The sequence below is a fragment of the Streptomyces spinosisporus genome, assembly GCF_022698145.1.
In the GTDB taxonomy this organism is placed as follows: domain Bacteria; phylum Actinomycetota; class Actinomycetes; order Streptomycetales; family Streptomycetaceae; genus Streptomyces; species Streptomyces spinosisporus.
Map to the genome: position 1 here is coordinate 554,941 of NZ_JALDAX010000004.1, position 17,042 is coordinate 571,982.

General features: G+C 72.1%; 13 protein-coding genes and 1 tRNA gene. 9 read left to right on the forward strand and 5 right to left on the reverse strand.

What is annotated here, in order from left to right:
* Positions 1-98 precede the first annotated feature (98 nt).
* From MQN93_RS14140 to MQN93_RS14150, 3 genes are all read left to right on the forward strand, one after another.
* The gene (locus MQN93_RS14140; RefSeq protein ID WP_242709737.1) at positions 99-1,571 is read left to right on the forward strand and encodes a S1C family serine protease; all 1,473 of its coding nucleotides are present in this window, start codon (positions 99-101) and stop codon (positions 1,569-1,571) included.
* Positions 1,572-1,680: 109 nt separating this feature from the next.
* A tRNA-Ser gene (locus tag MQN93_RS14145) sits at positions 1,681-1,767 on the forward strand.
* Positions 1,768-1,997: 230 nt separating this feature from the next.
* Entirely contained in the window at positions 1,998-2,342 is a 345-nt protein-coding gene (locus MQN93_RS14150) for a DUF6234 family protein (protein WP_242709738.1), read from the forward strand.
* A gap of 40 nt (positions 2,343-2,382) precedes the next feature.
* Here MQN93_RS14150 and MQN93_RS14155 read toward each other — a convergent pair whose 3' ends face one another.
* The 4 genes from MQN93_RS14155 to MQN93_RS14170 form a co-directional block, all read right to left on the reverse strand.
* Entirely contained in the window at positions 2,383-3,069 is a 687-nt protein-coding gene (locus MQN93_RS14155; protein WP_242709739.1) for a GAF and ANTAR domain-containing protein, read from the reverse strand.
* A 144-nt stretch (positions 3,070-3,213) separates the two neighbouring features.
* Positions 3,214-5,055, reverse strand: coding sequence for an asparagine synthase (glutamine-hydrolyzing) (asnB, locus tag MQN93_RS14160; RefSeq protein WP_016436959.1), 1,842 nt, complete (start codon positions 5,053-5,055; stop codon positions 3,214-3,216).
* 272 nt (positions 5,056-5,327) lie between these two features.
* Positions 5,328-5,786: a hypothetical protein gene (locus MQN93_RS14165; RefSeq protein WP_242709740.1), complete on the reverse strand. Its 459-nt coding sequence runs from the start codon at positions 5,784-5,786 to the stop codon at positions 5,328-5,330.
* Between the two features lie 45 nt (positions 5,787-5,831).
* On the reverse strand, positions 5,832-6,698 hold the full coding sequence (locus MQN93_RS14170) for a bifunctional DNA primase/polymerase (RefSeq protein WP_242709741.1): 867 nt from the start codon (positions 6,696-6,698) through the stop codon (positions 5,832-5,834).
* Positions 6,699-7,040: 342 nt separating this feature from the next.
* Here MQN93_RS14170 and MQN93_RS14175 point away from each other — a divergent pair, with 342 nt between their 5' ends.
* The 6 genes from MQN93_RS14175 to MQN93_RS14200 all read left to right on the forward strand — a co-directional run bounded on the left by MQN93_RS14175 (position 7,041) and on the right by MQN93_RS14200 (position 12,503).
* Positions 7,041-7,352: a hypothetical protein gene (locus MQN93_RS14175; RefSeq protein ID WP_016436956.1), complete on the forward strand. Its 312-nt coding sequence runs from the start codon at positions 7,041-7,043 to the stop codon at positions 7,350-7,352.
* A 193-nt stretch (positions 7,353-7,545) separates the two neighbouring features.
* Positions 7,546-8,457, forward strand: coding sequence for a bifunctional MaoC family dehydratase N-terminal/OB-fold nucleic acid binding domain-containing protein (locus MQN93_RS14180; protein ID WP_372504355.1), 912 nt, complete (start codon positions 7,546-7,548; stop codon positions 8,455-8,457).
* Entirely contained in the window at positions 8,454-8,846 is a 393-nt protein-coding gene (locus MQN93_RS14185) for a MaoC family dehydratase (protein WP_016436954.1), read from the forward strand. Before MQN93_RS14180 ends, MQN93_RS14185 begins: the two co-directional genes overlap by 4 nt.
* Positions 8,843-10,009 (forward strand): lipid-transfer protein, encoded by a 1,167-nt coding sequence (locus MQN93_RS14190; protein ID WP_242709743.1) that lies wholly within the window; start codon positions 8,843-8,845, stop codon positions 10,007-10,009. Before MQN93_RS14185 ends, MQN93_RS14190 begins: the two co-directional genes overlap by 4 nt.
* A gap of 183 nt (positions 10,010-10,192) precedes the next feature.
* Complete coding sequence (locus MQN93_RS14195; protein WP_016436952.1) at positions 10,193-10,750, forward strand: SigE family RNA polymerase sigma factor; 558 nt, start codon at positions 10,193-10,195, stop codon at positions 10,748-10,750.
* A gap of 73 nt (positions 10,751-10,823) precedes the next feature.
* A complete protein-coding gene (locus MQN93_RS14200; RefSeq protein ID WP_242709744.1) occupies positions 10,824-12,503 on the forward strand; it encodes a long-chain fatty acid--CoA ligase in 1,680 nt (559 codons plus the stop codon).
* A 146-nt stretch (positions 12,504-12,649) separates the two neighbouring features.
* On the opposite strand, the gene MQN93_RS14205 is transcribed toward MQN93_RS14200, so the two are convergent.
* Positions 12,650-16,876 (reverse strand): PAS domain-containing protein, encoded by a 4,227-nt coding sequence (locus MQN93_RS14205; protein WP_242709745.1) that lies wholly within the window; start codon positions 16,874-16,876, stop codon positions 12,650-12,652.
* Positions 16,877-17,042 lie beyond the last annotated feature (166 nt).

The following is a 17,042-nucleotide window of genomic DNA, read 5'->3' on the forward strand; positions in this document are numbered from 1 at the left end:
GAACATGCACAGCTGCATCGCGCCGGACCGTCGAACAACGTGAACGAGCGTGACCGAGTGCGACCGAGAACAACAGCCGTGGACCGAGGAGAAAAGCTGTGAGCACCGAGAACGAGGGCACCGCGGTACCCCCGGCCCCGTCCGCACCTCCCGTGCCGGTGGACGCTCCCGCTCCCTCGGCACCTGACGCCTCCCGGGGGAGCGCCCCTACGGCGCCGCTCCCGCCGGTGCCCCCGAGCGCCCCCGGCGCGCAGGAGCAGGAGCTGGTGCACGCGGGCCAGGCCCCTGCCTACGCGTCGGCCGGTGGGCAGGACCCCCAGGCGGGCTCCCAGGGCTCGGCCCCGGACGCCGCCTGGCCGCCCCCGCCGCCCGCCACGCCCTCCTACGCCGACGACGGTTCCGGCGGCTCGGGCTCCGGCTGGGGCAGCACCTACCAGCAGCCCGCGCCGAAGTCCGGACGCGGCGGGCTCGTCGCCGCGATCCTGGTGGCCGCGCTGGTCGCCGGCGGCCTGGGCGGCGGCCTCGGCTACACGCTGGCGAAGAACAACGACAACTCCACCGGCTCCACGACGGTCTCCGCCTCCGACAGCGGCGGCAGCCTCAAGCGCGACCCCGGCACGGTCGCGAACGTCGCCGCGAAGTCGCTGCCCAGCACCGTCACCATCCAGGCGGAGTCCACCAGCGGCGAGGGCGGCACCGGCACCGGATTCGTCTTCGACACCCAGGGCCACATCGTCACCAACAACCACGTCGTCGCGGACGCGCTCGACGGCGGCAAGCTGTCGGCGACCTTCCCGAACGGCAAGAAGTACGACGCCGAGGTGGTCGGACATGCCCAGGGCTACGACGTCGCGGTCATCAAGCTCAAGAACCCGCCGTCCGACCTCAAGCCCCTCACCCTCGGCAACTCCGACAAGGTCGCGGTGGGCGACTCCACGATCGCCATCGGCGCCCCCTTCGGCCTGTCCAACACGGTGACGACGGGCATCATCAGCGCGAAGGACCGCCCGGTCGCCTCCAGCGACGGCACCGGCAGCAACGCCTCGTACATGAGCGCCCTGCAGACCGACGCCTCGATAAACCCCGGCAACTCCGGCGGCCCGCTCCTCGACGCGTCGGGCAACGTCATCGGCATCAACTCCGCGATCCAGTCCAACAGCAGCGGCGGGCTCGGCGGGACCAGCCAGGCCGGCTCGATCGGCCTCGGCTTCGCCATCCCGATCAACCAGGCCAAGTACGTCGCCCAGCAGCTGATCAAGACCGGCAAGCCGGTGTACGCGAAGATCGGCGCGTCCGTCTCCCTGGAGGACTCCACCTCCGGCGCGAAGATCACCGAGCAGGGCGCCAGCGGCTCGGACGCGGTCGAGGCGGGCGGTCCCGCCGCCAAGGCCGGCCTCAAGCCCGGCGACGTCATCACCAAGCTGGACGACCATGTGATCGACTCCGGGCCCACCCTGATCGGCGAGATCTGGACCCACAAGCCCGGCGACGAGGTCACGATCACCTACCAGCGGGACGGCAAGACCCACACCGTCCAGCTCACCCTGGGCTCCCGCTCGGGCGACAGCTGACCCACCGACCCACGCGCGCGTACCTCCCCGGGTCCGCACCATCCACCCTCCGCGCGCGCGTGCCAACCCGTTACTCTTGTCCCCGCGCTGCCGATCACAAGCAGCGCGGGGAGGCGTGCCCGAGCGGCCGAAGGGAACGGTCTTGAAAACCGTCGTGGCAGCGATGTCACCGTGGGTTCAAATCCCACCGCCTCCGCCGGATAAGCAGTGAGAGCGGCCCCTGACCTGGGTGTTCGGTCAGGGGTCCTTTCCTTGCCCGCAGCCACCGTGGTCGGCCCGACGTTCCCCGTGGGTTCCCGCCCTGGCGGGCATGGCTGGGGCACGGGCGACCGATGGCTGAACGGTCTTGGGAGCGTGCGTCTGAGTAGCTGTGCTCATGTGCGGTGCCTGCCAGGTCGGCATGCTGGGTGGCATGCGATCAGCGGTATGTCACCAGCGGACGGAATCGTGGTGCGCGTGAGGCCCGGGGGTGGTCCGTCGACCGGCGAGCAGGTCGGGGTCAGCGTGGCGCTTCTCGTCATCGACCTCATGGTTGTCGCCTATCTGCTGTTCTTCCGCTACGGGATGACCGGCTGGGCCGACGGCTATGACAGCGGCAATCCGCCCGAGGCGCCCGGGGAGGCGTTGCGGGGTATGTGGCTGCTGGCCGGGGGTGCGGTCGTCTCGGGTGGTGGTCTCCTTGTCCTGGGTTGGCGTATGCCGGGCGTCGTGCAACTGGTCGTCCTGGGAACGGGAGCAGGACTGCTCGCCTGCCCAGCCGCTCGCGGCTAGCGCCCAGCTGGTCAATACACCTGGCGCCCGCCGAACCGCCTCACAGCGTGCCCCGTTCGCAGATCATTCGGGCCACCTCGCGGAGTTTGACGTTGTGCTCCTGGGAGTAGCGGCGCAGTACGTCGAAGGCCTCGTTCTCGGTGAGGTTGTGGCTGCCCATGAGGATGCCCATGGCCTCGCCGATCATGTGGCGGGTGCCGAGGGCCTGTTCCATCTGGGCGTGGGTGCGGGCGCTGGAGAAGGAGACCGCGGCGTGGGAGGCCAGCAGCCAGCCGGCCAGTTCGCCGGCCTCGGTGAAGGCGCCGGGGCTGCGGGAGTAGATGTTCAGCGCGCCGAGTTCCTCGTCCTCGGTGTAGAGGAGGAAACCCATCATGCTGCCCACGCCGAGCCGCAGCGCCCGGGGCGCGTAGTCGGGCCAGCGCGGTTGTTCACGGGTGAAGTCCGGGATGCGGAAGACCCGCTCGCCCTCCTTGGTGCGGGCGGCGTCGAAGCACGGTCCCTCGCCCAGCTGCTCCTGCAGCCGGTCGCTGTCGACCACGAGCTGTTCGGTGGCGGCCAGCGTCTGCACCTTCTTGTCGTGCAGCATCAGGATCCCGGCGGCGTCGCAGCCCTCCACCAGCTCGACCGCCGAGCCGGTGATCCGTTCCAGGGTGGCGTCGACCGATGTCTGCGCCAGCAGGTCCCGCGCCAGCGTCGCCATCTCCTGCGCGAACCGTGCCCAGTCCATCCGTCTTCACCTCCCTGTCCGTAGGTCGTAGGTCCGTCCCGGTGAAGCCGTACACCCGTACCCACCATGTCATGCGTGCCTCGCGGCGCGAGGCGGGCCACAAGCCCGCCTCGCGTCGACGTCACTCACACCACCGACCCTCCATCAGCTCACGCTGATCTCCGGCCGGTACATGTCCATCCACTGTGCGAGGTCCAGTGCCCGTTCCAGGCCCCGGCGTTGGGCCTGGCTGCTGACCGGTTCGTCGTGGTGGGCGACGCGGGCCAGGCGGTCGGGGTCCACGAGGTCGAAGACCGGGTGGGACGGCTGGGCGAGGAGGTCCTTGGCCTGGTCCTGGAGGGCCACGGCGTACTTGGGGTCCTGGGTGGAGGGGTACGGGCTCTTGACCCTGTCGTAGACCGACTTCGGCAGGACGTCGGCGGTGGCCTCGCGCAGCAGGCTCTTCTCGCGGCCGTCGAAGGACTTCAGCGCCCAGGGGGTGTTGTAGACGTACTCGACGAGCCGGTGGTCGCAGAACGGGACCCGTACTTCGAGGCCCACGGCCATGCTCGCGCGGTCCTTGCGGTCGAGCAGGATACGGACGAAGCGGGTGAGGTGCAGATAGGACATCTGCCGCATCCGGAACTCGAAGTCGCTCTCGCCGTCCAGGCGTTGGATGCCGGTGACGGCGGTGCGGTAGCCGTCGGCGACGTAGCCCTGGAGGTCGAGCGAGTCGAGCAGGCCGGGGCGCAGCACCTCGGCGTCCTCGCCGAAGTGGCGGCTGAACTGCACCAGCCAGGGGAAGGTGCCGCCGCGCCGGGCCTCCTCGTCGAAGAACTGCAGATAGCCGCCGAAGACCTCGTCGGCGGACTCGCCGGACAGGGCGACGGTCGACTGGTCGCGGATGGCGCGGAAGAGGAGGTACAGCGAGGCGTCCATGTCGCCGAGCCCGGCGGGCAGGTCGCGCGCCCTGATGACCTTCGCGCGCACCTCCGGGTCGGCGAGTGCCTGCGCGTCGAGCACGATGTCCTGGTGATCGGTGCCGGCGGTGCGGGCCACGTCGTGGACGAACGGGGTGTCGGGTGTGCCGCGCAGCTCGTCCGCGACGAAGTTGTCGCTCTGGCCGACGAAGTCGACGGCGAAGCTGCGCACCTTCTCGCCGTGCTCGCCGAGCTGCCGGGCGGCGAGCGCGGTCATGGCGGAGGAGTCGAGGCCGCCGGAGAGCAGCGTGCAGCGGGGCACGTCGGCGACGAGCTGGCGGCGCACGATGTCGTCGAGCAGGGAGCGGACCGTGGCGATGCTGGTGTCGCGGTCGTCGGTGTGGGGCCGGGTCTCCAACTGCCAGTAGGTGCGGTGGTGCACGCCCGAGCGGTCGACGGTGACGACGGTGCCGGGTTCGACCTCCGCCATGCCCTCCCACACGGCGTGCCCCGGCGTCTTGATCATCGTGAACAGTTCGCGCAGGCCGCCGAGCCCGACGCGGGCGGGGGCCAGGGGGTTGGCCAGGATCGCCTTGGGCTCGGATCCGAACAGGACGCCGTCGGGGGTGGGGTAGTAGTAGAAGGGCTTGATGCCCATCCGGTCGCGGATCATCACCAGCTTGTCCTCGCGGCCGTCCCACACGGCGAACGCGTACATGCCGTTGAGCCGCTCGGCGACCTGCTCGCCCCATTCGAGATAGCCGTGCAGGACGACCTCGGTGTCGGAGTCGGTGGTGAAACGGTGGCCACGGGCGCCGAGTTCACGGCGCAGCTCGGTGAAGTTGTACGTCTCACCGGAGTACACGAGCGCGACACTGCCGTGCGGGGTGTCGGCCGCCATCGGCTGCCGGCCGCCGGGCAGGTCGATGATCGCGAGCCTGCGGTGCCCGAGGGCTGCCGGGCCCTGCACCCAGACGCCGCGGTCGTCGGGGCCGCGGCAGGCCATCGTCTCGGTCATTGCATCCAATACGGCCGACTCGGTCCCGAGATCGCGGTCGTAGGAGATCCAGCCGGTGATGCCGCACATGTGGTGCCTCCCGATACGGGTCTGCCGCCGGGCACCTTCTGACGTGCGGTTTCCCGTGCGCAACGGCGACCCGGCAGCAAACAAGATGTAATTGACATCTATATGCGAGGGTGCGTCCTGCTCGGGAGATGGTCAACACGGCCGTAACCTGCGCGGGCCTCAGGACCCGATGATTTCGGCCCCACTTTGCTTGCGCGAAACGCGTCGGGCCCTGCGGTGGCGGGCCCGTCCCACCGGAAATCGGCCAAAGGCAAAATCTTCGCAGCGGGATGTCACAGCTCGTGGTCCCGTGCCAGCCGCTCCCAGTCCACCCCGCGCAGCGAGGCCTCCGCGTCGCACTCCGAGGGGATCCGGGTGCTCTGCTGGAACCAGACGACCGTGAGGGCCGAGTGATAGAGGACCGGGTCGTGAGCGGGTTCGAGCGCGGCCGAGCGGAAGCGCCCGACGCAGGCGACGGGCGGCAGGACCTCGACCGGCCCGTACGCGCCCGCGTACTGGTCGGGGTACTCGCGCCGCGGCGGGACGAAGTGGATCGGCGTGGTGGGGTAGGTGCGCTCGGCGGAGCGCAGGAGCTCCTCGATCACCAGGTCGTTGACCGGCTTGCAGGGGTAGCCGTCCGGCATTCCTCCGTACGTCGACGCGAACCGCAGCTCGGCCAGGTCGACGCAGCGGCCGGAGGCGAGGACCACGCGGGTCAGCGACATGGTCCGCACGCCAGGGCGGTGGTGCATGGAGCTCCTCATGGTTCTTGCGCTGCCACGGCTCTCCCGTGGGCCTCACGGCCGGTGCCCCGTCATCCGGGCCGCCGACGCGATCGTCGCCCGCGCCTCCCGTTCGGTCAGCCCGGTGTTCAGGGCCGCCTCGACCAGGGGTGCGACGAGGGCCGGTCCGATGCCGTCCTCGTAGGCGCGGCAGGCCGCCCAGAACAGCCGGGTGTTGCGCTGGCCCTCGTGCGCGGCGAGCACGAACTGCACGAGCCCCTGGCCGTGGTCGCCGACCGAGGTCGGCGTGAGCCCGTACCGGCGCGGCGGCGGCAGCAGCAGCCGCAGCAGGGAGGGCGGACAGGCCGCGGGGGCGAGGTGGGCCGTGCCGGGCGCGGTGCCGTAGACGCCGTGCTCGGTGCGGGAGCCGGGGCCCACCAGGTAGCCGCCGGCCCCGCGGATGTCGATGCCGGGCGCGAGCCGGCCGGCCGAGTTGGGGACCACGACGTCCGGCGGGCCGCTCAGCCAGAGGTGACGGCCACCGCTGGGCGTGAGGACGACCACCGTGTCGGGGATCGTGAACAGATGGCGCAGCGCCAGTTCGCGCAGCGCCGCCGAGGAGTCCGTGCCCGATTTCGTGTCGAGGTCGACACCGATCAGATGGTGCGGCGGAAGGCCGCACGCGATGCCGTACCCGGTCGCCCAGGGGGCCGCGGCGAACAGTTGGCGGATGCGTGCCGGGTCGGTCGAGGCGTCGTACACCCCGTGCCCGAGGCGGCCGCACTCGCCGTGGCAGCGTCCGGGGTCGGGGTCGTCGTGGTGGGGGGAGCGCAGGGCAGGAAGCTTCGTCCGGGACAGGGGTATGACGGCCAGTCCGCGCTCGGCGGCTGACAGGGCGTGTGCGAGGGCCAGCGTCGTGGCCTGCCGGTCGGTGGTGGCCATGCCTCTATGTTCGTACGTACGTTCGAAAAAGGGAAGCGGGAATCGCACGCGACGCGCCCGGGGCAGGGAGGTTGGCCGGAAAACCGCCGGACCGGTTCTCCCCTTGCGGCACTTGCGGTCGAACCGCCCCGACTGTCTCGACTGTGGGGGAAAGGGTGTGGGAAGTCGCGATAGGGGTTTATCGACTTGTCGTAGCACTTGAGGGCGAATCACGGCTTACGGAGTGGTTCGCCGGGGATTCGGTGGGCAATCCTGATCATGCGACGTCGAGCACAACACCGAGGCGGTCGGCCAACTGCCTTGGTATCAGCCGTACTTCACGTGGTGTTCTGGAGGAACAACATGGCAAGCATCCGTACTGCCCGCGTCATCGCCGCCGTCTCCGCCCTTCCGCTGGCAGCCGCTCTGTTCACCGGCGTCGCGGCGGCGGACAACGGCGCCATCGCGGACAACGGATCGAACGCGGGTGTCGCGAGTGTCGTCGGCAGCGGTGTCGGTCACGACAACAGCGGCAACTCGTCCACCACGCAGCAGAACGCGGTCGGCAACGGCGCCTCGAACCAGAGCAACACCGCCCAGGTGAAGGGCTCCGCGTTCACGGCCGTCAACCAGGGGAACAGGAACGTGGCCATCAACTTCAGCGAGCTGTGGTGAGCCGACGCCCCTGATCCGAGGGGCCTGGGTGCGCTGTGGGGTGCAAGGCGTCTGTGCGGCGGTGCTTCGGTGCCGCCGCACAGGCGTGTTTGCGTACGTGGCAGCGGCCTCGGCTTGTGCACGGCACCGACCTTGACAGCCCATCGGATCTGACGGACAGTCAGAAACCATCGCCGGTCGAGGAGGTGTGGTCGTGGACGACGAGCTGGGGGCGCGGCTGAAGGTCTACGAGGGACGGGCCGCCACCCTCACCGGAACGGGCCGTGACCCCGTCAACCTGCCGATGATCCGGCACTGGTGCGAGGCGATGGGAGACACCAACCCCGCCTACACCGGCCCCGACGCCATCGCCCCGCCCACCATGCTCCAGGCCTGGACGATGGGCGGCCTGGCCGGTCACGAGGGGCGCGCGGCGGCCCACGACGAGATGTTCGCCCTGCTGGACGAGGCCGGCTGCACCTCGATCGTGGCCACCGACTGCGAGCAGCAGTACCTGCGGCCGCTGCGCCCCGGCGACGAGGTCACCTTCGACACGGTCATCGAGTCGGTCTCCGGACGCAAGACGACCAAGCTCGGCACCGGGTACTTCATCACGACCCGCACGGACATCCGCGTGGGCCCCGAACGCGTGGGCACGCACCGCTTCCGCGTCCTCAAGTACGCCCCGGCCACGACCCCTTCGAAGCGTCCGCAGCGTCCGTCCCGTCCCCGCCCCGTCGTCAACCGCGACAACGCCGGCTTCTGGGAAGGCGTCGCGCGCCACCGTCTGCTCATCCAGCGCTGCACCTCCTGCGCCGCCCTCCGCTTCCCCTGGCTGCCCGGCTGCAACAACTGCGGCGGCCCCGACTGGGACACCGTCGAGGCGAGCGGCGAGGGGACGGTGTACTCGTACGTCGTCATGCACCACCCGCCCTTCCCGGCCTTCGACCCGCCCTACGCCGTGGCCCTGGTCGAACTCGCCGAGGGAGTGCGGATGATCAGCGATGTGGTGGGGGTGCCGTACGACAAGGTGCGCATCGGCATGCCGGTACGGCTCGAATTCCGCTCGTACGACGAGGAGTTGGTGCTGCCCGTGTTCCGCGCCCGGGAGGAGGCCGCCGTATGAGGGCCGGTGAGGAGCTGCCCCCGCTGGAGATACCGATCACCCGCACCCTGATCGTCGCCGGGGCCATCGCCTCCCGCGACTACCAGGACGTGCACCACGACGCCGAGTCGGCCCGGCAGAAGGGGTCCCCGGACATCTTCATGAACATCCTGACGACGAACGGCCTCGTCGGCCGCTACATCACCGACCACTTCGGCCCGGCGGCCGTCCTGCGCAAGGTGGCCATCCGGCTGGGGGCGCCCAACTACCCCGGCGACACCATGGTGTTGACCGGAACGGTCGAGGGGGTCGACGGCGACACGGCGACGGTCCGCGTGGTCGGGGCGAACGGCATCGGCAGCCATGTCACGGGCACGGTGACGGTCACCGTCCCTGGGGGTGCCCGGTGAGCGTACGGACGAAGGACGCACTCGGCGGGCGCGCCGCCATCGCCGGCATCGGGGCCACCGAGTTCTCCAAGGACTCGGGGCGCAGCGAACTGCGCTTGGCCGTGGAGGCGGTGCGCGCGGCGCTCGACGACGCGGGCCTCGCGCCCGGCGACGTGGACGGGATGGTCACGTTCACCATGGACACCAGCCCCGAGATCACGGTGGCCCAGGCCGCGGGCATCGGCGAGCTGTCCTTCTTCTCCCGGATCCACTACGGCGGCGGCGCGGCCTGCGCGACGGTCCAGCAGGCGGCGCTCGCCGTCGCCACCGGGGTCGCCGAGGTGGTCGTCTGCTACCGCGCCTTCAACGAGCGCTCGGGCCGCCGCTTCGGCTCCGGGGTGCAGCAGCGCGAGCCCTCGGCGGAGGGCGCCGCGCTCGGCTGGGCGCTGCCGTTCGGACTGCTGACCCCGGCCTCCTGGGTGGCGATGGCCGCCCAGCGCTATCTGCACACCTACGGCCTGACCCCTCAGGCCTTCGGACATGTGGCCGTCGTCGACCGCAAGTACGCGGCGACCAACCCGGCGGCGTACTTCCACGGCCGTCCCATCACCCTCGCCGACCACGCCGCCTCGCGCTGGATCGTCGAGCCGCTGCGGCTGCTGGACTGCTGCCAGGAGACCGACGGCGGCCAGGCGATCGTCGTCACCTCCGTGGAGCGGGCCCGCGACCTGCGGCGCCCGCCCGCGGTCGTCGCGGCGGCAGCCCAGGGGGCCGGCAGGCGCCAGGAGCAGATGACGAGCTTCTACCGCGACGACCTCACCGGCCTGCCGGAGATGGCCGTGGTCGCCCGCCAGCTGTGGCGCACCTGCGCACTGACGCCCGCCGACGTGGACGTGGCGATCCTCTACGACCACTTCACGCCGTTCGTGCTGATGCAGCTGGAGGAGTTCGGGTTCTGCGGCAAGGGGGAGGCGGCGGACTTCGTGGCCGGGGAGTCGCTGCCGGTCAACACGCACGGAGGGCAGCTCGGGGAGGCGTACCTCCACGGGATGAACGGGATCGCGGAGGCGGTACGGCAGATCCGCGGGACGGCCGTGAACCAGGTGCCCGGGGCGGAGCGGGTGCTGGTGACGGCAGGGACGGGAGTGCCGACGTCGGGCCTGGTCCTGACCGCGGACGGCTGACCGCCGGGGCACCCCCACAGGTCGTGGATCCGGGGCACCCCCAGGGGTCATCCCGCAGTACCCCCGACCCGCTCGTCCACCTTCAGGAGGTGCAGGCACCTCCACCCCTACAACCTGAGGCGGATCCGGCTTCGGGACCTGCGGCCGATCCGCCGAAGGGGCCCCCGCTCCTAGCGTGGAGCCATGACCACACCCGTCTGCACCCGCGCTTCGAACGCCGCCACGCCGGCGACGCAGACCCTGCCGTACCCGTCGTTCGCGTCGTACGTCAGGGCCCGGCAGCCGGTGCTGCTGCGCACCGCCCGGTCGCTCACCGCGAACCCGAGCGACGCGGAGGACCTGCTGCAGACCGCGCTGACCAAGACGTATGTCGCCTGGGAGCGCATCGAGGACCACCGGGCGCTCGACGGCTATGTGCGCCGCGCCCTGCTCAACACGCGCACCTCGCAGTGGCGCAAGCGCCGGGTCGACGAGTTCGTGTGCGAGGAACTGCCCGAGCCGGAGCCCGTGCGCGGCGGGGACGACCCGGCCGAGCAGCAGGCGCTGCACGACGCGATGTGGCGGGCGATCATGAAGCTGCCCGCCCGGCAGCGGGCGATGGTCGTCCTCAGGTATTACGAGGACCTCAGCGAGGTGCAGACGGCCGAGGTGCTCGACGTGTCCGTGGGCACGGTGAAGTCGGCGGTGTCGCGCGCGCTCAGCAAGCTGCGCGAGGATCCCGAACTGGTCCGAGCGCGGTAAATCCGTCGGACCCTAGTGACATACCACGCGGTATGTGCGCAGAATCAGCGCATCCCTTACCGCCGCGTAGGCAATGTCGCCTTGGGAGGACGCCGTGCTGAGCACGATGCAGGACGTACCGCTGCTGATCTCGAGGATCCTGACCCACGGGTCCACGGTCCACGGGACCTCGCAGGTGACCACCTGGACCGGGGAGGGCGAGCCGCACCGCCGCTCCTACGCCGAGATCGGGGCCCGCGCGGCCCAGCTCGCGCACGCGCTGCGGGACGACCTCGGCGTGACGGACGCCGACCGTGTGGCGACGCTCGCCTGGAACAACGCCGAGCACGTCGAGGCGTACTTCGCGATCCCCTGCATGGGCGCGGTGCTGCACACCCTCAACCTCCGCCTGCCGGCCGGGCAACTGGCGTTCATCGTCAACCACGCGGCCGACAAGGTCGTCATCGTCAACGGTTCGCTGCTGCCGCTGCTGGCCCCACTGCTGCCGCAGCTGCCCACGGTCGAGCACGTCGTCGTCACCGGCCCCGGCGACCGCTCCCTCCTCGACGGCGCGAGCGCCCAGGTCCACGAGTACGAGGACCTGATCGCCGCCAAGCCGACCCACTACGACTGGCCCGAGCTGGACGAACGCCAGGCCGCCGCCATGTGCTACACCTCCGGCACCACCGGCGACCCCAAGGGCGTGGTCTACAGCCACCGCTCGATCTATCTGCACTCCATGCAGGTCAACATGGCCCAGTCGATGGGCCTGACCGACCAGGACACCTCGCTCGTCGTGGTCCCGCAGTTCCACGTCAACGCCTGGGGCCTGCCGCACGCCACCTTCATGACCGGCGTCAATCTGCTCATGCCGGACCGCTTCCTGCAGCCCGCCCCGCTCGCCGAGATGATCGAGAGCGAGAAGCCCACCCACGCGGCGGCCGTCCCGACCATCTGGCAGGGCCTGCTCGCCGAGCTGACCGCCAAGCCGCGCGACGTCTCCTCCCTCACCCAGGTCACCATCGGCGGCTCGGCCTGCCCGCCCTCCCTGATGGAGGCCTTCGACAACCTGGGCATGCGGGTCTGCCACGCCTGGGGCATGACGGAGACCTCCCCGCTCGGCACGGTCGCCCGCCCGCCGGCCCACGCGGTCGGCACCGACGAGGAGTTCGCCTACCGACTCACCCAGGGCCGCTTCCCGGCCGGCGTCGAGGCCCGCCTCACCGGCCCCGGCGGCGAACGCCTGCCCTGGGACGGCGAGTCCGCGGGCGAGCTGGAGGTGCGCGGCAACTGGATCGCGGGCGCCTACTACAACGGACCCGACGCCGAACCCCTGCGCCCCGCCGACAAGTTCAGCGACGACGGCTGGCTGAAGACCGGCGACGTCGGCACGATCAACCCGGAGGGCTACCTCACCCTCACCGACCGCGCCAAGGACGTCATCAAGTCCGGCGGCGAGTGGATCTCCTCGGTGGACCTGGAGAACGCCCTGATGTCCCACCCGGACGTCGCCGAGGCCGCCGTGGTCGCCGTCCCCGACGAGAAGTGGGGCGAACGCCCGCTGGCCACGGTCGTGCTGAAGGAGGGTTCCGGCGCCGACTTCGAGGAGCTGCGCGCGTTCCTCGCGAGCGACGTCTGCAAGATCGCCAAATGGCAGCTCCCCGAACGCTGGACGATCATCGAGTCCGTCCCGAAGACCAGCGTCGGCAAGTTCGACAAGAAGGTCCTGCGCCGCCGCTACGCCGAGGGCGACCTCGACGTCACCCAGCTCTGACACACCCGCTCGCGGCGCCGGGGGCGGCTTGGGCGTCACCCAGCTCCGACGCCATTGCTCGCGGCGCCGGGCCGCAGCTTTGACGCACCCGCTCGCGGCGCCGGGGCGCAGCCTTGACGCACCCGCTCGCGGCGCCGGGGTGCAGGTCAGTTGGTGCCGATCCGCGAAAGCAGGTCGACGATTCGGCTCTGTACCTCGGCGCTGGTGGAGCGTTCCGCGAGGAAGAGGACCGTCTCGCCGGAGGCCAGGCGCGGCAGGTCGGCCTGGTCGACGGCGGCGGTGTAGACGACCAGCGGGGTGCGGTTGAGCAGGCTGTTGGCCCGCAGCCAGTCCACGATCCCGGCCTGGCGCCGGTGCACCTGCATCAGGTCCATCACGACCAGGTTCGGCCTGAGCTGCCCCGCCAGGGTCACGGCGTCCGTGTCGCTCGCGGCCCGCGCCACCTGCATCCCGCGCCGCTCCAGCGTCGCCGTCAGGGCCAGCGCGATCTCCGCGTGCTCCTCGATCAGCAGCACCCGCGGCGGGTGCTGCTCGCTGTCCCGCGGCGCGAGCGCCTTCAGCAGTACGGCGGGGTCGGCGCCGTAGGCCGCCTCACGCGTCGCCTGCCCGAGGCCCGCGGTCACCAGCACCGGCACCTCGGCGGCCACCGCCGCCTGACGCAGCGACTGCAGCGCGGTCCGGGTGATCGGACCGGTCAGCGGGTCCACGAACAGGGCGGCCGGGAACGCCGCGATCTGCGCGTCGACCTCCTCGCGCGAGTGCACGATCACGGGACGGTAGCCGCGGTCGCTCAGCGCCTGCTGGGTCGTCACGTCCGGCGCGGGCCACACCAGCAGCCGGCGCGGGTTGTCCAGCGGCTCCGGCGGCAGTTCGTCGTCCATCGGCTGCGGCAGGGGCGGGTCCGCGATCTCCACGGCACCGCCCGGACCGTCCAGCGGCTCGGGCCCCTCGGCGGCGTTCTCGTCGGGCGCCCCTATGGCGTACGACCGCCCCGTGCCCTCGGTCGCCTGCGCGAGCCGCGACTGCCCGGCCTGCGAGGGGTGCGACTGCGGCGGGGCCTGTTCGGCCTGCGGGTGCGGACGGGCCGCCTGCTTCGTGGCCGCCGCCGCGCCGGGTTCGGTCCGGGTGCCGAGCTTGCGGCGCCGGCCGCCACCGGTCGGGTTGTGCGGCGGGGGCGTGGCCGTCGGCTGCTGCACCTGTGCGGCCTGCCGGGTGAACGGCACGCCCTGCCCCAGTGTCCGGACGCTGATCGCGCGGCCCTGGGTGGAGTTCGGGTCTACGGAGGCGGCTTGCGCCGCGGGTGCCGCCGTGGCCTCGGCGGGCAGCGGCTGGGCGGGGCGCGGCTGCGCGGGTGCCGGTGCCTGGGCTGCGGGCGCCGCAGGGACCGCGGGCGCCTCCGGAGGCAGGGGCGTGCCCGGCGCCGGGGTGGGCTGCTGCGGCGCCTCCGCGGGAAGCGGCCCGGCGGATGCGTCCTGGCCGGGGGCGCTCTGCGGAGGAAGCGGCTGGGCGGCGGGCGGTGCCGCCTGGGCAGCGGGCTGCGCGGGCTGCGGGACCTGGCCGCCGGTGTTCTGGGCGGCGGCGCCCGGAGCAGGCGCGGCCTGCGCGGGAGCCATCTGTGCGGGAACAGGGACCGGCTGCGGGGCCGGTTGCTGGGCCGGGACCGGTTGCTGGGCGGGGGTGTCCTGTGCCGCGGGCTGCCCCACGGCACGGCGACGGCGGCCCGTCGGCGCGCTCGTCGGATGCGGCTGCGGCGGGGTGTGGTCGCCGGACTGGTCGTGCGGAACGGCATCGTGCCGACCGCCGTCGGCCACGACGGCACCCGAGGCGTCCTGGCCCCCCTGCCCGGACGGCTGCGGCACGGCGGGCGGCGCCGACTGCGCCGGAATCTGCGGCTGCGCGGGGGCCTGCCCGTGCGCGGGGACGGGAGCCTGCGGCGGGACGGGGGCCTGCGGCGGAACCGGTGCCTGCGGCGGGACAGGGGTCTGCGGCGGGACGGGTGTCTGCGGCGCCGCGCCCTGGGCCGGGCGGTCCGCGTCCGCCGGGGGCAGCGCGAAGACGGAACGGGGAGCCGCTTCCTGCGCGGCGGCACGGTCCTGCGCGGCGGCGAGCGCACGGCGGCGCCGCCCGCTGGGCTCGGCCTTCTCGGCGAGCGCGGGCTGGTTGCCGGGGGCGGCACCGGCCTGTGCCGCGTCCGGGGCCACGGCACCCGGGGCCGCGGGAGCGCCGGGCGTCGCGGCGGCCGGCAGTGCCGCGGGCAGGGCCTGCTGCGCGCCCCCGCCGTGCCGGGCGCGCCGACCGCCACCGGGCGCGGGTACGCCCTGCGGCGGAACGGTCCCGCCCAGGCCCGTATTGGCGGCGGCCGTCTCCACGGCATGTTCGCCCGCCATGACGACGGCACCCTCGGAGACACCGCCGGCGTCGCTCTCGGCCGGCCTGCCGCGCCGTCGCCCGGTACCCCCGGCGACCTCCACGGCGCTCCCGACGGAGGCCGCGGCGGCCTCCGACTCCTCCACGGCACGCCTGCGCCGTCGCCCGGTGGGCGCGGCCGTCTCCGTTGCGCCGTGCTCGGCCGGGCCACCGGACTCTCCCGGGACCTCGCCGTCCAGGAACGCGTCGACGGACGGCCGCCGGGCGCGCCGCCGGCCACCGGAACCCTCCTCGCCGCCCGCTGCCTGGGCAGGCGTCTCGGGCGTCTCGGCCGCCACGGCTCCGGCCCCGCCCCCGATGGGCACCTCCAGCACATAGGCGCTGCCGCTCATCCCGGGCACGTCGTGCGTCTGCAGCACACCGCCGTGGGCGCGCACGATCCCGCGCACGATCGGCTCGTGCACCGGGTCTCCCCCGGCGTACGGCCCGCGCACCTCGATCCGTACGACCTCGCCACGCTGCGCGGCGGCCACCACCACGGTGTTGTCCATGTAACCGCCCGCCGACACGGGCGCGTTGCCGGTCGCGTCGACGCCCGCGACGTCCGCGATCAGATGGGAGAGCGCGCTCGCGAGCCGCTGCGGGTCGACCTCGGCCTCGATGGGCGGCGCGTGCACCGCGAACTGCACCCGGCCGGGCCCGATCAGGTCGACGGCGCCGTCGACACCGGCCGCGACGACCGCGTCGAGCATCACCTTCACCCGGGTGATCTGCTCGCTGCCGGCGTCGAGCAGCTGATAGCCGAGGACGTTGTCGATGAGGGTGGTGATCCGCGAGTAGCCGGCCGACAGATGGTGCAGCACCTGGTTGGCCTCGGGCCACAGCTGCCCGGCGTCGTCGGCGGCGAGGGCGGCCAGCTCGCGCCGCAGCTCGTCCAGCGGCCCGCGCAGCGAGCGCCCGAGCAGCGTCAGCAGCTGGTCGTGCCGTCCGGCGAGCGCCTCGTACCGGTCCTTCTCCCGCTCGCCGAGCGCGGCGTAACGCTCCTCGTTCGCGCCGAGTTCCTCGTCGTGCTGCTCCTGCAGCTCCTCGAGCTCGGTGACGTGCTTCTGGCGCAGGGCGGTGAGTTCGGAGGCGTGCTCCTCCTCGATCCGCTCCAGCTCCTCGGCGTGCCGCTGCTCCAGCTCGGCCTTCTCCTCGGCGAGCGTGTCGTACTGCCGCCGGTCGGTGAACGTCATCACGGCGCCGACGAGCTGGTCGCCGTCGCGCACGGGCGCGGTGGTCAGGTCGACGGAGACCTTGTCGCCGCCCTTGGAGTACAGCACCTGCCCGCGCACCCGGTGCTTGCGCCCGGAGCGCAGGGTGTCGGCGAGCGGCGACTCGGCGTACGGGAAGGGGGAACCGTCGGCCCGGGAGTGCAGCACGAGGTCGTGCAGCGCCTTGCCGCCGAGGTCACTGGCCCGGTACCCCAGTATCTGGGCGGCGGCCGGATTGACGAGCACGATCCGCCCGTCGGTATCGGTCCCCACCACACCCTCGGAGGCGGCCCGCAGGATCATCTCGGTCTGCCGCTGCGAACGCGCCAGCTCCGCCTCGGTGTCGACGGTCCCGGTCAGATCCCGTACGACGAGCATCAGCAGCTCGTCGCCGCTGTAGCCGTAACCGTCGTAGGCCTGCTGGCCGTTCTCCAGATTGGCGCTGGTGACCTCGACGGGGAACTCCGCGCCGTCGGTCCGCCGCGCGATCATCCGCGTCGGCTTGGTGCGTCCGGCGGGGTCCATGTGGTCGGGCCGCCGCATGGAGCCGGGGATGAGCTTGGAGTCGAACTGCGGCAGCAGATCGAGCAGTCCCCGCCCTACGAGTGCGGTCCCGGGCGCTTCGAAGGCCTCGAGCGCGATGGTGTTCGCGTTGACGACGGTCCCGTTGGCGTTGACCAGCACCAACGCATCGGGCAGCGCGTCCAGTATGGCTGCGAGGCGAGCAGCGCCTCGGGATGGCCTGCTGCTCACGAGACGCTTCCTCCCTGTTACCGCACCTTGCCGACCGCTCGGGCCATCTTGCCAACCGGCCCGCGACGTGTCACGCGAGCGAGTCTACGGGCACGGATTGTGCTCTCGGCGGCGGATGAGAGGGAGGTCGCACGAGGAAGTGAAGTAGAACGTGTGACCGCATCCC